This window comes from Rothia sp. HMSC065D02 (assembly GCF_001815285.1).
Taxonomy (GTDB): Bacteria; Actinomycetota; Actinomycetes; order Actinomycetales; family Micrococcaceae; genus Rothia; species Rothia dentocariosa.
This window is the reverse complement of sequence record NZ_KV820074.1, coordinates 241,565-257,112: the sequence shown is the minus strand read 5'-3', so window position 1 is coordinate 257,112 and position 15,548 is coordinate 241,565. Positions and strand designations below refer to the sequence as shown.

Below are 15,548 nucleotides of genomic sequence, written 5' to 3'. Positions count from 1 at the left end.
AAAGGATTTACATATATGCGCACCATGATGCGTACCCTGGCGGCGGTTTTGCTCGCCAGCCTGATGCTTTTCGGCGGTGCCGCAGCGCAGGCGCATGACGAACTGGTCTCTTCCGACCCCGCCGCGAACGCAACTTTGACGCAGGCACCTGCCGAGCTGAACCTGACCTACAGCGCGAACCTCATGAATATTGAGGGCGGAAACCGCGTGCGCGTGGTCGATTCGACCGGCGCATCCGTAGCTGAAGGCGAACCACAGGTGAAGGGAACGACCGTCACCCAGCCGCTCAAGATCAAGGATGCGAGCGCCGACGAGACTTATACCGTCACCTGGCGCGTAGTCTCCTCGGACGGGCACCCTATTCAGGGAACCTATACGTTCAGCGTTGGCGCAGGTAAAGCCGCAGCGTCCCCGCAGGATGCGGGCACCGGCGAATCTTCGCAGGCTGCAGCTGATACCCAGAACTCCACTAAGTCAGATTCCGATTCCGGGGTGAATTGGTGGCTGATTGGCGGCGGTGTAGGTGTCTTCGTCGTGCTGGCCGTGGGGATTCTCGCCCTGCTCAAAAAACGTTCCGCATAATACCTTGTACATCCGTGACGTTACCGGGCAGCTTCCGGACGTCACGCCCATTGGCAGGCGCCGCATCGGGATCTTCCCGCAGATTGCGGCACGCGCGATTAAAAGTCGCAGAATAATCGAACGCCGCGAACTGTCGCATGTGCCTGCCGAAGAATTGTTCGCACACACAGGCGGGTTTTACCGCCAGAAAAGAGTAAAAGATCATGAAAAAATTTCAGGCTCACCACAAGCTGATGGCTTTGAGCTCCGTAGCTCTCGCTGGGATTCTTACCCTGAACGCTTGTGGCTCTACCAACACGAACTCGGATTCGAGCGCATCCGCAACGAGCTCTTCCAGCGCAGCGGCAAGCGGTTCGGCACAGTCGTCTTCAGGCCCGATCAAGATTGAGAATACCTGGGCTAAGGCAACCGACGGTGGTATGACTGGTGTTTTCGGCAAGATTACCAATACCAGCGATCACGATGTGAAGGTCGTCTCGGCAACATCGACTGCGACCGATGAAGTGCAGCTGCACACCACGGTTAAGGACTCTAACGGAAGCACCAAGATGCAGCAGGTGCAGGAATTTACGGTGAAAGCGGGGGAGACCCTGGAGCTGAAGCCCGGAGGCAACCACATTATGCTGATGGGCCTGAACTGCTCGCTCTCAGCGGGTGCCAGCACCACGGTAACCCTCAAGACTGAGGATGGCGCAACCCTGGAGTTCAAGCCTGAGGCACGTGACTACTCTGGCGCTAAGGAAGAATACCAGGGCGATGCACAGTCCACCGGCTCAGCTTCGGCGGACGCATCCGCATCGGCCTCGGGTGACTCTCATGACGGCCACGAGCACAGCCACGAGCATGGTCACGGGGATGGCGAGCACTCCGATCATGAGCATAGTCATGGGGATGGCGAGCACTCCGATCATGAACATGGTACGCATGAACACGGTGAGCACGGCGACCACGACCATATGAGCGGCGAAGCCTCGGGGAGCGCATCCGCAAAACCGCAGTGTAAGTAGCCGCAGCGCTCGGCAACGGGTGTTTTGAACACATCCACCGAGCCTATGCAGGATGCGCGGCGCACGAAACCACAACATTTGGGGGACTGGCACCGCGCATCCTGCCCCACTCAACTGAGGCGCCGATAGCGCGCATGAGAGATAGCCGCAGGCATAGAGGAATGAAAGATTATGACGGCGGAGAATGACAGGATGGGTACCCCGCAGCCTCCGCATGAGCCTTCTTCGGCGGAGGTCAACGAGCCGCAGGAGGGTACCGCCGGGATATCTGAAGGATCGGCAGCTGAGGACTCTTTGCGACATCATGACAGCCGGTCTGCGGAATCCCCAGGGGTGCGTCGTCGTACCGCGCTCGCCGGTGCTTTCCTGGGGGTGGGCGCCGGTGTTGCCGTTGGGGCTGGCGCACGCGGTCTGATAGCGCCGGGGCATGAAACGGGTGCGCACGAGACTGTACCCGCGCAGCAGGCGCTGACCACTCAAACCGTGAATTTTTACGGCGATAAGCAGGCCGGGATTATGACCCCGGCGCAGGCTCATGCGCGTTTTATTGCTCTTGATCTGAACGATGGGCTGGATGCTTCTGGGGTGCAGCGTCTGTTGAGGATTCTGACCTCCGATGCGGCCGCCCTGACTGCAGGGCAGACTCCGCTGACAGATCAGGAACCTGAGCTTGTGCAGGCTCCCGCACATTTGACTATCACATTCGGGTTTGGCGAAAAGATTTTTGATATTGTGGCACCCGCCAAAAAACCGGCGTGGCTTAAACCTCTCCCAGCGTTCCCGAAGATCGACCAATTGCAGCAGAAGTGGAACGGCGGTGATCTGCTCCTGCAGATTTGTGGGGATAATCTGCTGACGGTCTCGCATGCCCAGCGGATGCTCACCAAAGACACCCGCTCCTTCGGGCGTATCCGCTGGGTGCAAGAGGGCTTTCTGAGTGCCTTCGGTACCGGTCAGGGCACTCCGCGTAATCTCTTCGGCCAGGTAGACGGCACCGTGAACCCGGTCGAAGACCCTCACGAGACACCTGGGCGCGGCGGCGGGTCGGCACACGAGATCGTGTGGGGCGAGGGGAACGCTGAGCAGAACTTCCCGCAGGCATGGGAACCGGGCGGTACCTCCGTGGTGATTAGGCGCATCCATATGAATCTGGATACCTGGGATGAGGTCGATACCCCCGCTCGTGAAGACGCTATCGGGCGTAAGCTCTCTAACGGCGCGCCCTTGACCGGTAATGATGAATTTGATGACCCCGACTTTGATAAGCTCGATAATCTGGGCTTTGAGGTAATCGCCCCGTATGCGCATATTCGCCGGGCGCACGGCACCGAGCTTGAGAAGAAGCCGTGGGAGCGCATCCTGCGGCGCGGCTATAACTATGACGAACCGGTCTTCAACGCCTCAGGGTTCTCAGAACACGGGCAGATCAGCGGCGGCATTTCGGACGCAGGGCTGATTTTCGTGGCCTACCAGGCAGACCCGGTGGCGCAGTTTGTGCCTATTCAGAAACGGCTTGAACAACTGGATATGCTTAACACATGGACGGTTCCGGTGGGATCAGCCGTGTTCGCAATTCCCGCCGGGGTACGTGAGGAAGGCGGGTATATCGGCGAAAGCCTCTTCACCTAGCCGCCCAAGATTTACGCGCATACCTAACACGCACCATCGCACACACCACAGATGAAAAAGAACTATGGCTACTACGTCTTCACAACCGCAGAAAACCAAGGCTGGCCCTCAGCGCACCACCGTGCGTCCCGGGCTGTCCGCGCCCTGGATTACCGCCTATGTAGGGGTCGGTCTGCTGACTCTGCTGGTCTCGTTAAGGCTAACCCTAGCGAACTCGGCGACCGAGCTTGCCGATGCTGGCGGTTTTGTACGCTGGGCGCTGCCTATTTCCGAGGTTATTCATAATTTCTCGATGGCGACGACCATGGGTGCGCTGATCTTCGCGATGGGCATTATTCCCCGCTATGCAGCCGATGCCGCCGGAACACACCGAGGCAAACGCACCACGAAAAACGCCGTCGATAAAGAGTACAAACCATTCGCCGACGTGCTGAATCTTGCCGCCGCCTCCGCCGTGCTGTGGACTCTCGCGGCGCTTGCCGTTCTGATTCTTTCCTATGCCGATATTTCGGGGCGACCCATTGGCTCTGGCACCGATTACGCTAGTGAGCTCATCAGTTATATCACCACCTTAGATGCGGGCAAAGAAAAAGGTATGACCGTTGTGGTCGCCGCCGTGGTCGCCACCGCCTGTTTCGGGGTGCGCTCGCTCATGGGACTGTTTTTCATCTTCATGATCTCGCTCGTCGGTATTGCGGATATGGCGCTTTCGGGGCACTCCTCGGGCGGGCAGGACCATATGGGTGCCGTCAACTCCCTGGGACTGCACCTGCTGGGGGTGAGTATCTGGTGCGGTGGGCTGATCGCGCTGGCGTTTATCTCGCGCGGTATTTCGGGTAAGGATGCGGGCACCGGCACCATTGTTGAGGCACACCGCGGCGAACACACTGCGGCATCTCGTCGCGTGCCGATGGCCCAGGCGGTACTGCGCCGCTACTCGCTGCTTGCCCTCATCGGGTTCATTCTCGTGCTGCTCTCGGGCATTACGAACGCCGGGGTGCGCATGTCGTCGTGGCGGGACTTAGGCACCGACTACGGCAAGATTGTGCTGCTCAAACTGGGGTTAACGCTTCTGCTCGGGGTAATCGGAGCAGCACATCGGCTTTATCTGATTCCCGCGCTCTCTGCCGGTAAGATGAGCGGCACGCGTGCCCTGTGGAGCGCCATCTCTGCTGAGCTCGTGATCATGGGGGCAGCCTCCGGACTGGGGGCTTCGCTCTCACGTACACCGCCGCCGGTTCCGGAAACTCTCGCGCCGGATGCCACGCCGGTGCGCATTATCACCTGGTACGATATGCCGCCCGAACCGCATTTTCAGCGTTGGTTCACCGAGTGGCGCTGGGACTGGTTCTGGGTTGCTGTGCTGGGGTATCTGGCGATTGTATATCTGTGGGCGTTCGTGAAGGTACGTCGTGCGGGTGACTCTTGGCCCGTGATGCGCGCTGTCTCCTGGATTTTAGGGCTGCTCGTGCTGAACTACATCACCTCCGGTCCACCCGCCGTATATTCGCGTGTGCTGTTTTCGGTGCACATGTTTGAGCATATGGTGCTCACGATGGTCGTGCCGATTCTGCTCGTATTAGGCGCACCCGTAACGCTGCTGCTTAAGGCACTGGAACCCCGTCAGGACGGTACGCGAGGCCCTCGTGAGTGGATTGTGCGCATCGTGCATTCGGGGTGGTCGAAAGTTGTTACGCACCCTATTTTTGCCGCCGTAAACTTTGCGGGCTCGATTATTATCGTTTATTTCACGCCGCTTTTCGGGGTGATGCTGCGGTACCATATCGGGCACGAATTCATGATGATTCACTTTACGCTCACGGGCTATATCTTCATGCTGGTGCTTATCGGCATTGACCCGATTCCGTATCGCCCCCAGTACCCGATGCGCCTGATTATGCTGATCGCAACCCTGGGGTACCACGCCTTCGTCGGCATCTCGATCATGAACTCCAAGGCGCTCCTGGAAGCTTCTTGGTTCGGCAATTTGGGGCGTACTTGGGGTTTATCGGCGCTGGACGACCAGAAGATGGGCGGCGCGCTCATGTGGGGTATCGGTGAAATTCCGACCATGATCGTGGCGATCGCGGTGGGTTTCCAATGGTCTATGGCAGATAAGAAACTTGCCGCACGCATTGACCGGCAGGCCGACCGTGATGGGGACGCCGAACTGAATGCCTACAACGAGATGTTTGAGCGCCTGCATGAAGAGGATGCGCGCCACGGCTCCTAAACGACTTTCATTCATTCGCTCTTCCAAGCCCCTCGCGAACGCGGTCAAGCTACCTTCGTAGTTAAGCTTCGTCACCGGTGGCCGCGTGTGGTGTACCCGCAGCAAAGTTTTTGAACCCGGTTGTTGCTGAACATACTCGCGGCGTAAAAATAAAGGGCATAGGGGATCCCCAGAGGGGCACCCCTACGCCACATAAGACAGGGTATCGGCAGATGAAGCCGTTCGTTATGACTTGAGCGAGTATTCGATGCCGTCGAGCAGAATGGTCATTTTATGCCGCAGCCACTCTAAGGGATCCGAGGTCACCGAATCCCGCAGAATAGTCCGAATCTCTTGACGCTCGGCGGAAGCACCTGGGTCTTGGAAAGACTGCAGGTCGGTTGAATTGCGCTGCATCTGATGCCGAATTTCTTCACGTCCAGCGCCGGTTTCAGCAATAAACGCATCGCTGTGTTCAACGCTTCGTCTGCTGTCGATAACCATATCCAGCAGCATATCGCAGGTGAGAACGGCCTTCTTTGCCGAAAAACCTTGTTTGATGAGAATCACACAAAGCTCTTCGAAAAAGTATGTAGCAATGGGGGGAACGATGCCGCGTGCCACTTCGGTTGCCGCGCCCGGGTATTTCTCAAGGCTGTGCCAGGTATTGAGGGCGTGTGCATTCAGAACCTCACGCCAGGGACCTTCAAAGGAAGGAACCTCAATACCGGAATAGGCATATTCGAGCCCCATACGTACCAGTTCGTCGCGGTCCGGTGCGTAGCGATATAGGGTGGTTTCCCCTACCCCTAGACGGTCACGAACGGCGGCAAACGTGAGATTGGCAAAGCCTACGTCTAAAACGGTTTTGGCAATCTGCTCACGGGTTAGGCTTGGGGGACGTCCACGGCGGGCTTTGGGTTGGGTCATGGTTGGTTTCCTTGCACGGTGATTGCATATTCATATCTGATAATAGGTCTTTACGAGGCGGAATAAAAATAGCAGTTTGCCCGGGTATCTCAGGGTGAGACAAGAATGAAAATTCTTGTCACCTGATCAAAAAGTCGCAGATGCACTCGTCTCGCAGCGTCGCGAGAGCAAGGTTTGCGGGTCCTTCCCCCGAAAAACCGCCTCAAAAACGGTGTGTAGCACTCGGCGCTGGTTAATAAGTCAAGGGTTGCCTTATTTATTAGTATGGGTTAGCTTAAGATTACGGGCATTGTGTGGTCCGACCATAACTGTGAATGAACACACACCATACTTTTGCGTTATATCGCGGTATATGACGCTTTGAACCTCGTATAGCAATGAAGCGGCAACCCCGCAGAAAGAAGGCGCCCCATGGTACAACGTCAGTTCCCCAAGCCCAGCGAACTCAAAGAATTTATGACGTTCAAGAAGCCCAGCCTGGACTTCGCCGGGAACCGCCTCGAAAAAGCCCTCACCATTTATGATCTGCGCAAGATCGCCAAACGCCGCACCCCAGCTGCCGCTTTTGACTATACCGATGGCGCTGCCGAAGGTGAGTTCTCCATGAATCGTGCACGCCAGGCCTTCGAGGATATTGAGTTTCACCCCGGCGTGCTCACTGATGTTTCGACCGTAGACACCACCACCGAGGTCTTAGGCGGTACATCCGCCATGCCTTTCGGTATCGCTCCCACCGGCTTCACCCGCCTCATGCAGACCGAAGGTGAGATCGCTGGCGCCGGTGCAGCAGGTGCCGCGGGCATCCCCTTCACCCTGTCTACTCTAGGCACCACCAGCATTGAGGATGTGCGCGCCGCAGACCCCAATGGCCGCCTCTGGTTCCAGCTGTATGTGATGCGCGAGCGCGAAATCTCCTACGGACTGGTAGAGCGTGCCGCCAAAGCAGGATTTGATACGCTCTTCTTCACCGTGGATACACCTGTTGCTGGCGCTCGTCTGCGCGATAAGCGCAATGGTTTCTCTATTCCTCCGCATCTGACGATGAAGACCCTGCTGAACGCGATTCCGCGCCCCTGGTGGTGGTTCGACTTCCTGACCACGCCCAAGCTGGAATTCGCCTCACTCTCCTCGACCGGCGGCACCGTGGGCGAGCTTCTGGATAACGCGATGGACCCCTCCATCAACTATGAAGACCTGAAGATTATCCGCGAAATGTGGCCCGGCAAGATCGTGATTAAGGGCGTACAGAACCTCGAAGACTCTAAGAAACTCGCCGATCTGGGCGTAGACGGCATTCTGCTCTCGAACCACGGCGGTCGTCAGCTGGACCGTGCGCCCGTACCCTTCCACCTGCTCCCGGAGGTAGTGCGTGAAGTAGGGATGGATACCGAGGTGATGGTTGATACCGGCATTATGAACGGTGCCGATATTGTCGCCTCTATGGCGCTGGGCGCGAAGTTCACTCTGATCGGTCGCGCCTACCTGTACGGGCTTATGGCCGGTGGCCGCCGCGGCGTGGACCGGACCATCGAGATCCTTTCCGACGAGGTGCGCCGCACCATGAAGCTGCTCCAGGTGCACAACATTGCCGAACTTGAGCCCAAGCACGTAACTCAGCTGCGCCGCCTGCAGCCGATCCCAAAGGCGTAAGCTCTAAACCTGCATAACCTCCCTTTCGCTAGGGGATGATAAAAGGCTCTTGAGGTGAATACGGCGGAGTTTCTAACACTTCGTTCACCTTCAAGGGCTTTTTAGTATGCGCATGGGGTAAAACCTGGGTGGTGTCTTCCTCTTCTATGACAGAATATGACGGCGTATTGCGGGGTGAGTTCATAAACTTTTACCGCCCGGTGAACACGCCCGCACCGCTGGCATAATAGGGTGGAAACGAGCGCACCCTGTTGCTAAGCGGGGTCTGGGCGCGAAACCACAGGGGAGAGAATCGTGAGCGAAACCAGTAACCAGCATTCCGGGCAAGATCATACCGGGCAGAAAACCGTGCGCGTGCGCGCCAGCGACCTTATCGGACGATCCTGGCTCAACACCGGCGAGAAGAGCCTAGACCTGCAGGCTCTTCGCGGCAAAATCGTGATTCTCGATTTCTGGACCCTGTGCTGCATTAACTGCCTGCACGTGCTTGACGAGCTGCGCCCCCTCGAAGAAGAATTCTCGGATGTGCTCGTCACCGTGGGCGTGCACAGCCCCAAATTTGAGCATGAGGCAGACCCGGTAGCGCTTGCCGCAGCCGTAGACCGCTACGACATCAAACACCCCGTACTCGACGACCCTGAACTCACCACCTGGCAGGCCTACACCGCCCGCGCTTGGCCCACACTCGTGGTCATCGACCCCGAAGGATATATTGTGGCGCATCTATCCGGGGAGGGGCACGTGCAGGGGCTTACCTCACTCGTGCGTGAGCTCGTTGCCGAACACGAAGCAAAAGGTACCCTGCATCGAGGCGACGGTCCCTATGTGCCCCGGCCCAAAACCGAGGGAACATTCGCTTTCCCGGGGAAAGCTATCGAACTTCCCACAGAGTTCGGGCCCAAAAACCTGTTTGGCACCGGCGCACGCACCTACCTGGTGTCCGATACCGCTAGGCACCGCATCCTGCAGGTTGCCGAGGACCTCAACACGGTACTGGCAACCTACGGCGGGGGAGAGGACGGCGAAAAAGGCTACGCTGATGGGACCGGAACCACTGCACGCTTTAACGAACCGCAAGGGCTTGCCCTGGTACCCGCCGAACTTCGTGAAAAACTCGGGTACGATGTACTGATCACCGACACCGTGAATCACCGGCTGCGCTCGCTGAACCTGCGCACGGGCGAGGTTCGTACCCTTGCGGGCAACGGCGTGCAGCGCGTGATTGATGGAGACAACGCCGTCACGGGCAACGCGAACCATATCCCCGCGGATGCGCCCGCCACCGCTGTAGCCCTCTCATCCCCGTGGGATGCGGTCTACTCGCGTGCAGCCGGGCAGTTTGTGATCGCGATGGCTGGTACCCACCAACTCTTCGGCTACGACCCCGTCTCTGAAACCGTCAGTATTTTTGCGGGCGCCGGGGTTGAAGGGCTGCAGGACGGTACCGCCGAGGACGCATGGTTTGCCCAGCCCTCCGGCATTATCGAGGCGCGTGACGGCAGCCTGTGGGTCGTCTGCTCGGAAACCAGCGGGCTGCGCCACGTAACCTTTACGCGGGATGATCACGGACGCCAGAGCGTACAGGTGACCTCTGCTGTAGGGCTGGGTCTGTTCGATTTCGGGTTTGTGGACGGTGACTCGCAGACATCCCGCATGCAGCATCCGCTGGGGCTCGCGGAGCTTCCCGACGGCTCTATTGCGGTGGCAGACACCTATAACGGTGCGATTCGCCGCTGGGATCCTGCCGCGAAGGAACTGAGCACCTTGCAGCGTGGACTCGCCGAACCTGCCGACCTCCTGGTGGAGCATATTCCGGGTGAGGATCCCCGCCTGATAATTGTGGAAACCAATGCGCATCAGTTGGTGCGTGCCGCCATTCCGGCGCAGGCGCAGAAAGTGGACGAAGGGGCGATTACAACCGCCCGGCCCGCCACGAAGCTTACCGGCGGAACCCTCGAATTTACCTCGCGGTTTACCGTGCCGACCGGGCAGAAACTCGATACCCGCTGGGGAGACCCGACCCAGCTGAAAATCTCATCCACCCCCGAAAATTTCCTGCTGGACGGTGCCGGTACCTCCCAGGGACTCAGTCGTACCCTCGTGCTCAACCCCGAAATTCAGGAGGCGGTGCTGCACATTACCGCCCGCGCCGCTGCCTGCGACGGCACCCCCGACGGCGATATTCCCGAGCACGCCGCATGCCACCTATACCAGCAGGACTGGGGTATTCCGGTCATCGTCACCGGTAATGCCGCGGATGAGAGCGAACTCGTGCTGGATTTGCGAGGGATTAACTAAGCCAGGGTAAAAGCTTTCAGAAGCTTACGTGCACCGCCGTGCCGTTGCTGACGTTCACTGTCGGTTTGATGGTAAACGGAACTTCCTTCTCAAAGGGCTGTCGCTCGCCCGTGTACAGGTCAAGCTGCGTGAAGGATACCTTGACCTTGCCCTGCGCCTGGTCAGCGTTCCATTCGCCATTCGCGGTGACCGTCACGTGTGGATGCGGATACTCCGTGACCGACCAGGTCACCTCGCCATCCACACGCCCGGGGAAAGTGTACTCGAAGGGGCAGCCGCTCGGGTAGAGAGTCTTTTGCTCGGTGCAGGAATTTACGTAATTCTCCACCTGATGCTGTACGGATTCCCGGGCCTGATCGCTCGCCTTCAAATCGAGCGTAACCTGCGAATTTGCGTCCGCTGAGAGTACCTTTTGCGAGTACGGCTGCGCGGTATACACCGTCGAATCATAAGAAATGGAATAGTTTCCGGGGTAGAGCACCGGGAACGTCGCCTCACCGTCATCAACCGCAACCTTGCGGGTGTTCACGGTCGCCGCCTGTACGCCCTTAATAGAAACCTTCAGCTCGGGCAGCTCGCCGGGTTCAATCTCCCACCGCGGGAAAAGACCCCAGTGATCGCCCACATGACGCAGTCTGAAATCGGTGTGTTCCTGGGCGCCGTCCAAGGTGTAGGAGGCTCGCACCGTCGCATGCTCGCCGTCACCGCTGCTTTCCACTACCTCATAGGTAATATTAGACAGCCCCGAAACCGACTTCTTCAGAACCTCACCATCGAGAAGAGAACCGTCACCCTCAGGTACCCGCGCCCCCAAAATACCGAGCGCATGCGAACCATTACCGTCCTGCAGCGCTCTAAAATACTCCTGAACTTGACCCGTGGGGGTGTACACCAGCCGATTCAGAGCAAAGAGCGCACCAAAAGCAAGGGTTACCGACACGAAAACGCCGATAACCCAGGTAGCTAGAACCCGTTCCACGGGAGAAAATTTGTGCATGATTACAGCGTACCGCACCGCGCGGGCGCACCTGACACCGGGCAGATTTATGTACCCGCACGAACCCTCAGGTTTGACACTGCGGGGCGAAAATCTTAGCGTCGGGCAGGTGCGCCCGCTAAAGTGGTGTGTATGGCAGAACGCGCACACGAAATTCCCGCCAAATATGGCGATGTTCTAGAACTCTTCCACCCCCGCATGCGATCCTACGGCAGGCGCATCGAGGCGGCGCTCCCGGGAACCATCACCCTCGTCGCCGCGATCGCATTCTTAGCGTATAAACGCCCCGCCCTGCCGTACCTGGTGCTGGTGCTTATCATCTGTTTTTTCGCGGGTCTAAGCCTGTATTCGGTGCTTAAACCCACGATCGTGGCAATCACCAAAACCCATGTGCTTCGCGCCCGAATTTTTGGCTGGCATGCGGTGGAACGTAAAGATATGGACCACACGATCTTCGTGGAAAAGCTCTACGGCAAGAAAGCACACGGGCAAGACCTCAGCAACGTTGTTGCCAAGCTCAAGTACCGCAGCTTCCCGAGCATGTGGGTGCTGGATAAGCAGGGAAAGTCTCTTCTTCGCCTCGATGGTCGCGTGTGGGATGCCAAGACTATGTCTACGGTGGCCTCGAAACTTTCCGACCAGACCACGGTCTATAAAAAAGCGAACGTTCTCGATATTGACCGGCTGCACCACGGCCTGATTACCTTCACTGAACTGCACCCCGGCTGGAAATCCGCCACTATGGCAATTCTCGCAGTACTTATCGTGGCTATATTGGGCGGCGCCGCAATCCTGCCCGAAGATATGGCACGTTCAATCCACCTGATCCCCTAGAGGCTACGATTCCCGCGTTCTGCACGGGGCGGAGAGAGAAAAATGCGGTGGTGCGCATCCTACACAAAACCAGGATGCGCACCACCGCTTTTACAAGCCATAAAGCGTGCCGCCTGAGCGCCGCCTACCGCGAAAGAACCGCCACAATAAACTCGGAACCCTCGGCAAACGGACGTAAATCCCAGGAACTAAACGTCGAATCAACATTCAGGCCGACCTCGCGCGCATCCTCAAGAAACTGAGCAAACGCATAGTCACGACCGGGACCGGAACCGTACCCAATCACGGCGCGCCCACCCGGTGCCAGCACCTTCCGGAAATTCTCCAACACCGGCTTACGGGTTGAACGCGCAAGAAAACCCATCACATTCCCGGCACATACGATCAGCTCAAAACCATCCTCACCGGCATCAGACTCGAACCCGAGAGCCTGCGGCAAATCCACCAGATCAGCCGTAACCCAGGTGGCTTCCGGGCATACGCGGCGCGCCTCATCAATAAGCTCAGGGTCAATATCAACGCCGGTCACCCGATGCCCCAGCGCATGCAGCTGCTTACCCACACGGCCCGGGCCGGAACCAGCATCCAGAATCTTCGCCCCGCGCGAAGCCAAAGCATTTACCAGGCGAGACTCACCCGCCATATCCTTACCCTCAGCCTCCATAGCCTTAAAACGGTCGATATACCATTGCGAATGTGCCGGATCGTTCTCTTTCTTGATGAGCCAGAGCGACTTTTCGCGCTCGCCGGGGGTGTTAAAACTCAATGCTGACACCGTATTCTCCTCGGTGGTAGATGAATAGATAGCGTGTGTGCAAACGTAGGGGTATCGTACCGCATACGGGTAAGAACGCGCCTCCTAGGGCATCTGCCCGACGGTATTCTGCTCGCTGTGTTCATCCGAGTTTTCGGCGCCGGTGAATTCCTCAATCAACTGATCCATAACATCGGATACATCGGATGCGCCCCGCACCGGCCCGCCCGCCAACAGTCCGTCAGAGCCCAGTACTACCGCCAGCGGGGTGCCGCGGCCGAAAGCGTGCATAGCCGCAAATTTTGGGTCTATCAGCGGGGTAATGCTCTCGGGCACAGACGCTGTCTTTGCGTTGCTCTCACTGCTGAAAACAGGATGCAGCTCAAGCTGCGGCAGTTTGTGCGCCCAGTCCGCCAGCTTGTCGAAAATCGACAGGCAAGCGCCGCATGTGGGGGAGACGAAGAACAGCACCCGCGCCTTGAGCTCGGCGAGCTCGCGGATCGAAAAATTCTTGCCGTCGAGCGTATGCAGGGTTGCGTACGGAATGGGCATGCGCACGTATTCTTCGCCGTCGCCGCGATCCTCATAGACGGGAAGCAGAAGATGGTTATCGTCGCTTTCGCCGAAATCTGGCTCAGCCAATGCCTCGCCGCGCTGTACCGCCCACATGGTGAGGGCGATCAGGGCGGCGCCGAGCACCCAGCCCCAATCAGCGGCGTTGAGGCTGTACAGCTCGTAGATAAGCGCCCGACCTGAACCCAACGATGCGGCAAAAACGGCAGCCGCGGCGGCGGCCAACGCGATATTGCGGATGAGCGTATAGCGGCTCACAGGTGCGGCGGATTTTGAGCCGAAACAATTGCACCCCGCGGTGCGGCCTGTGGCAAGCGCCCGCGCAATAACGATCAGGTAGAACAACATGAGCATCAGAGAGATGCCCGATATTACGGTGAAGAGAGCGCCCGGTGCTGCGAGCATCCCTAACGCCAGAAGCAGCTCGGCCCAGGGGAGTGTGCGCGCGGTAAGCTTCAGCGGAGCAATTTTTTCAAGCCCCAGGTTGAGAATACCCGTGACGGTACTGGAAGGGTCCTTAGCCTTGGCGAACCCGCTCACCGCCAGGGTAACCGTGATCAGCGCCGTACAGAGAAGAAAAGATACATTCGGAAAAGCAGACATGATTCCTTGAAAGTTTGAGTGAGTTTGTGTCTACCACAGATTTTACGCCTGGTGAGGGTCTGCACGGCGGATATGGGGGCGCATCCGGCGGCATAAATTTTGGGAGGGAAGCACATTCTATCGTGTTCGGAGTCGGAATAATACCGGGGTAGAATAGCTCATGAAGGTGTTAGGTGACTGGCAGAGTCAGCGCCGGATGCCCAGGCCGTGCGCCGGGTCGCGCCTTCGTCACCGTGATAAAAAATAGGGAGTTAAGTGTATGCCTATCGCGTTGCCTGAGCCCGTGTCTTTAGCTGTTGAAGCACTCGACCTTGAGGTCGCTATTACCGCAGCAGAAACCCAGGATGCGACTGCAGAGTTACCGCATGAAGAACTTTTTGACGTAAGCACCGAAGATGGTGTTATCCAGATTGTTCAGCGGGAACGCTACTGGAAATCCAAGTTTGCCAAGCGCACCTCGTTTTTATCCTTTGGGGGACCGAAGATCGTTATCAGCCTTCCACACGATTCTTTTCTTGACGTTCTGCGGGTTCAGACAAACTCAACATGCCGCCTTGAGGGTGTGCGCACCACGCACGCAGATTTGGCGGCGACCACGGGCACTATTCGCTGTTTGAACGCATCGTTTACACACGCGAAGGTGACCGCGAAATCTTCGTCCGTGAAGATGGTAGACAGTACGGTTGCTGAGGATGCGACTCTCACGGTCACGGGCGGCTCGGTGACAACGACCGGGACTTTCACCGAGATGCCGGGGTACCGGATCGAGGATGTTTCGGGCAAGGTGCAGATTTTGGATCAGCCGTGCGAACCGGGCGACTCACACAATGCGAAGGGGCAGCCCAGCGTGTTTATCAACTGCATCGGCGGGTCCGTAACGCTGGCGTAGGCGCTGTACGCTTCTTTGCCGGGTCTCTTTCTGGTCGCATAAAAAGACTCTTTAGTCCACTAAAGCGGGTTTTCTGCCACGTTAGTGGAATAAAAAGCCTTTTTAGCATCTACCCATCTGGCGTGATGCTTAGCTGTAGAACCTTAACCGACGTACTGGTTGATTTCGTTCTGCAGAGCCTGGATGGTCTGGGAGGGACCGTCGAGGCGGCGATCCTGGGAGATACCATAGTGCTTCTGTAAGTTTTCGATAACAGTATTATTGATCATACTGGGAACCGGGTACTCGATGTTATTGAGTCCTAGCCACAATGACATGTGGAGGATAGTGGGGGAACCTTCTGCCTGCCTAGGCTCTACCCATTCCCAGCCACCGACGATTCCAGGGCATGCAGGTGCCATGTGCGAAGGCTGGGAACTAATCACTCCATCAACGATAAGACCAGCACCCCTGACGGCGTTCATGAACCGCTGCAGTCCCGCGCTGGTTTCTTCGCCCCACCAGCCGTCGGCGGAGATGGCGTTGGCGGAGGTTGCGGTGACTAGGGTGGAGCCGAAGGCGAGCACGCCTGCGGCAGGGACGCCTAGCGC

At 57.9% G+C, this 15,548-nt stretch carries 13 protein-coding genes; 8 read left to right on the top strand and 5 right to left on the bottom strand.

Translation table 11 applies throughout. The features are described from left to right. Positions 1-15: 15 nt before the first annotated feature. The 4 genes from HMPREF3016_RS02370 (at position 16) to HMPREF3016_RS02350 (ending at position 5,451) form a co-directional block, all read left to right on the top strand. Positions 16-582 carry a copper resistance CopC family protein gene (locus HMPREF3016_RS02370; protein ID WP_065425152.1) on the top strand — a complete coding sequence of 189 codons (567 nt, stop codon included), beginning with the start codon at positions 16-18 and terminating at the stop codon, positions 580-582. A 203-nt stretch (positions 583-785) separates the two neighbouring features. After that, positions 786-1,589: a copper chaperone PCu(A)C gene (locus tag HMPREF3016_RS02360; RefSeq protein WP_070695844.1), complete on the top strand. Its 804-nt coding sequence runs from the start codon at positions 786-788 to the stop codon at positions 1,587-1,589. Positions 1,590-1,955: 366 nt separating this feature from the next. Continuing rightward, on the top strand, positions 1,956-3,218 hold the full coding sequence (locus tag HMPREF3016_RS02355) for a Dyp-type peroxidase (protein ID WP_083313666.1): 1,263 nt from the start codon (positions 1,956-1,958) through the stop codon (positions 3,216-3,218). Positions 3,219-3,282: 64 nt separating this feature from the next. After that, complete coding sequence (locus tag HMPREF3016_RS02350; protein ID WP_070739849.1) at positions 3,283-5,451, top strand: bifunctional copper resistance protein CopD/cytochrome c oxidase assembly protein; 2,169 nt, start codon at positions 3,283-3,285, stop codon at positions 5,449-5,451. Positions 5,452-5,676: 225 nt separating this feature from the next. On the opposite strand, the gene HMPREF3016_RS02345 is transcribed toward HMPREF3016_RS02350, so the two are convergent. Then, positions 5,677-6,360, bottom strand: coding sequence for a TetR/AcrR family transcriptional regulator (locus HMPREF3016_RS02345; RefSeq protein ID WP_070695842.1), 684 nt, complete (start codon positions 6,358-6,360; stop codon positions 5,677-5,679). A 411-nt stretch (positions 6,361-6,771) separates the two neighbouring features. On the opposite strand from HMPREF3016_RS02345, the gene HMPREF3016_RS02340 reads away from it, so the two are divergent. Both HMPREF3016_RS02340 and HMPREF3016_RS02335 read left to right on the top strand, forming a co-directional pair. Continuing rightward, positions 6,772-8,010, top strand: a complete 1,239-nt coding sequence (locus tag HMPREF3016_RS02340) for an alpha-hydroxy acid oxidase (protein ID WP_048778414.1) — start codon at positions 6,772-6,774, stop codon at positions 8,008-8,010. A gap of 294 nt (positions 8,011-8,304) precedes the next feature. After that, complete coding sequence (locus HMPREF3016_RS02335; protein ID WP_070739846.1) at positions 8,305-10,308, top strand: NHL domain-containing thioredoxin family protein; 2,004 nt, start codon at positions 8,305-8,307, stop codon at positions 10,306-10,308. A 16-nt stretch (positions 10,309-10,324) separates the two neighbouring features. Here the strand turns inward: HMPREF3016_RS02335 and HMPREF3016_RS02330 are convergent, their stop codons facing one another. Continuing rightward, positions 10,325-11,305, bottom strand: coding sequence for a zinc ribbon domain-containing protein (locus HMPREF3016_RS02330; protein ID WP_013398505.1), 981 nt, complete (start codon positions 11,303-11,305; stop codon positions 10,325-10,327). Positions 11,306-11,437: 132 nt separating this feature from the next. On the opposite strand from HMPREF3016_RS02330, the gene HMPREF3016_RS02325 reads away from it, so the two are divergent. After that, positions 11,438-12,139, top strand: a complete 702-nt coding sequence (locus HMPREF3016_RS02325; protein WP_070660467.1) for a hypothetical protein — start codon at positions 11,438-11,440, stop codon at positions 12,137-12,139. Positions 12,140-12,263: 124 nt separating this feature from the next. Here HMPREF3016_RS02325 and HMPREF3016_RS02320 read toward each other — a convergent pair whose 3' ends face one another. Together HMPREF3016_RS02320 and HMPREF3016_RS02315 are read right to left on the bottom strand one after the other, a co-directional pair. Then, positions 12,264-12,914, bottom strand: a complete 651-nt coding sequence (locus HMPREF3016_RS02320; RefSeq protein WP_070739844.1) for a class I SAM-dependent methyltransferase — start codon at positions 12,912-12,914, stop codon at positions 12,264-12,266. Positions 12,915-12,998: 84 nt separating this feature from the next. Then, positions 12,999-14,069: a TlpA family protein disulfide reductase gene (locus tag HMPREF3016_RS02315; RefSeq protein WP_070739841.1), complete on the bottom strand. Its 1,071-nt coding sequence runs from the start codon at positions 14,067-14,069 to the stop codon at positions 12,999-13,001. A gap of 259 nt (positions 14,070-14,328) precedes the next feature. On the opposite strand from HMPREF3016_RS02315, the gene HMPREF3016_RS02310 reads away from it, so the two are divergent. Then, complete coding sequence (locus tag HMPREF3016_RS02310) at positions 14,329-14,958, top strand: DUF4097 family beta strand repeat-containing protein (protein ID WP_004005989.1); 630 nt, start codon at positions 14,329-14,331, stop codon at positions 14,956-14,958. 143 nt (positions 14,959-15,101) lie between these two features. On the opposite strand, the gene HMPREF3016_RS02305 is transcribed toward HMPREF3016_RS02310, so the two are convergent. Then, positions 15,102-15,548, bottom strand: a 447-nt coding sequence (locus HMPREF3016_RS02305; protein WP_070739838.1) for a chemotaxis protein CheA, incomplete at its 5' end; no start/stop codon positions are given.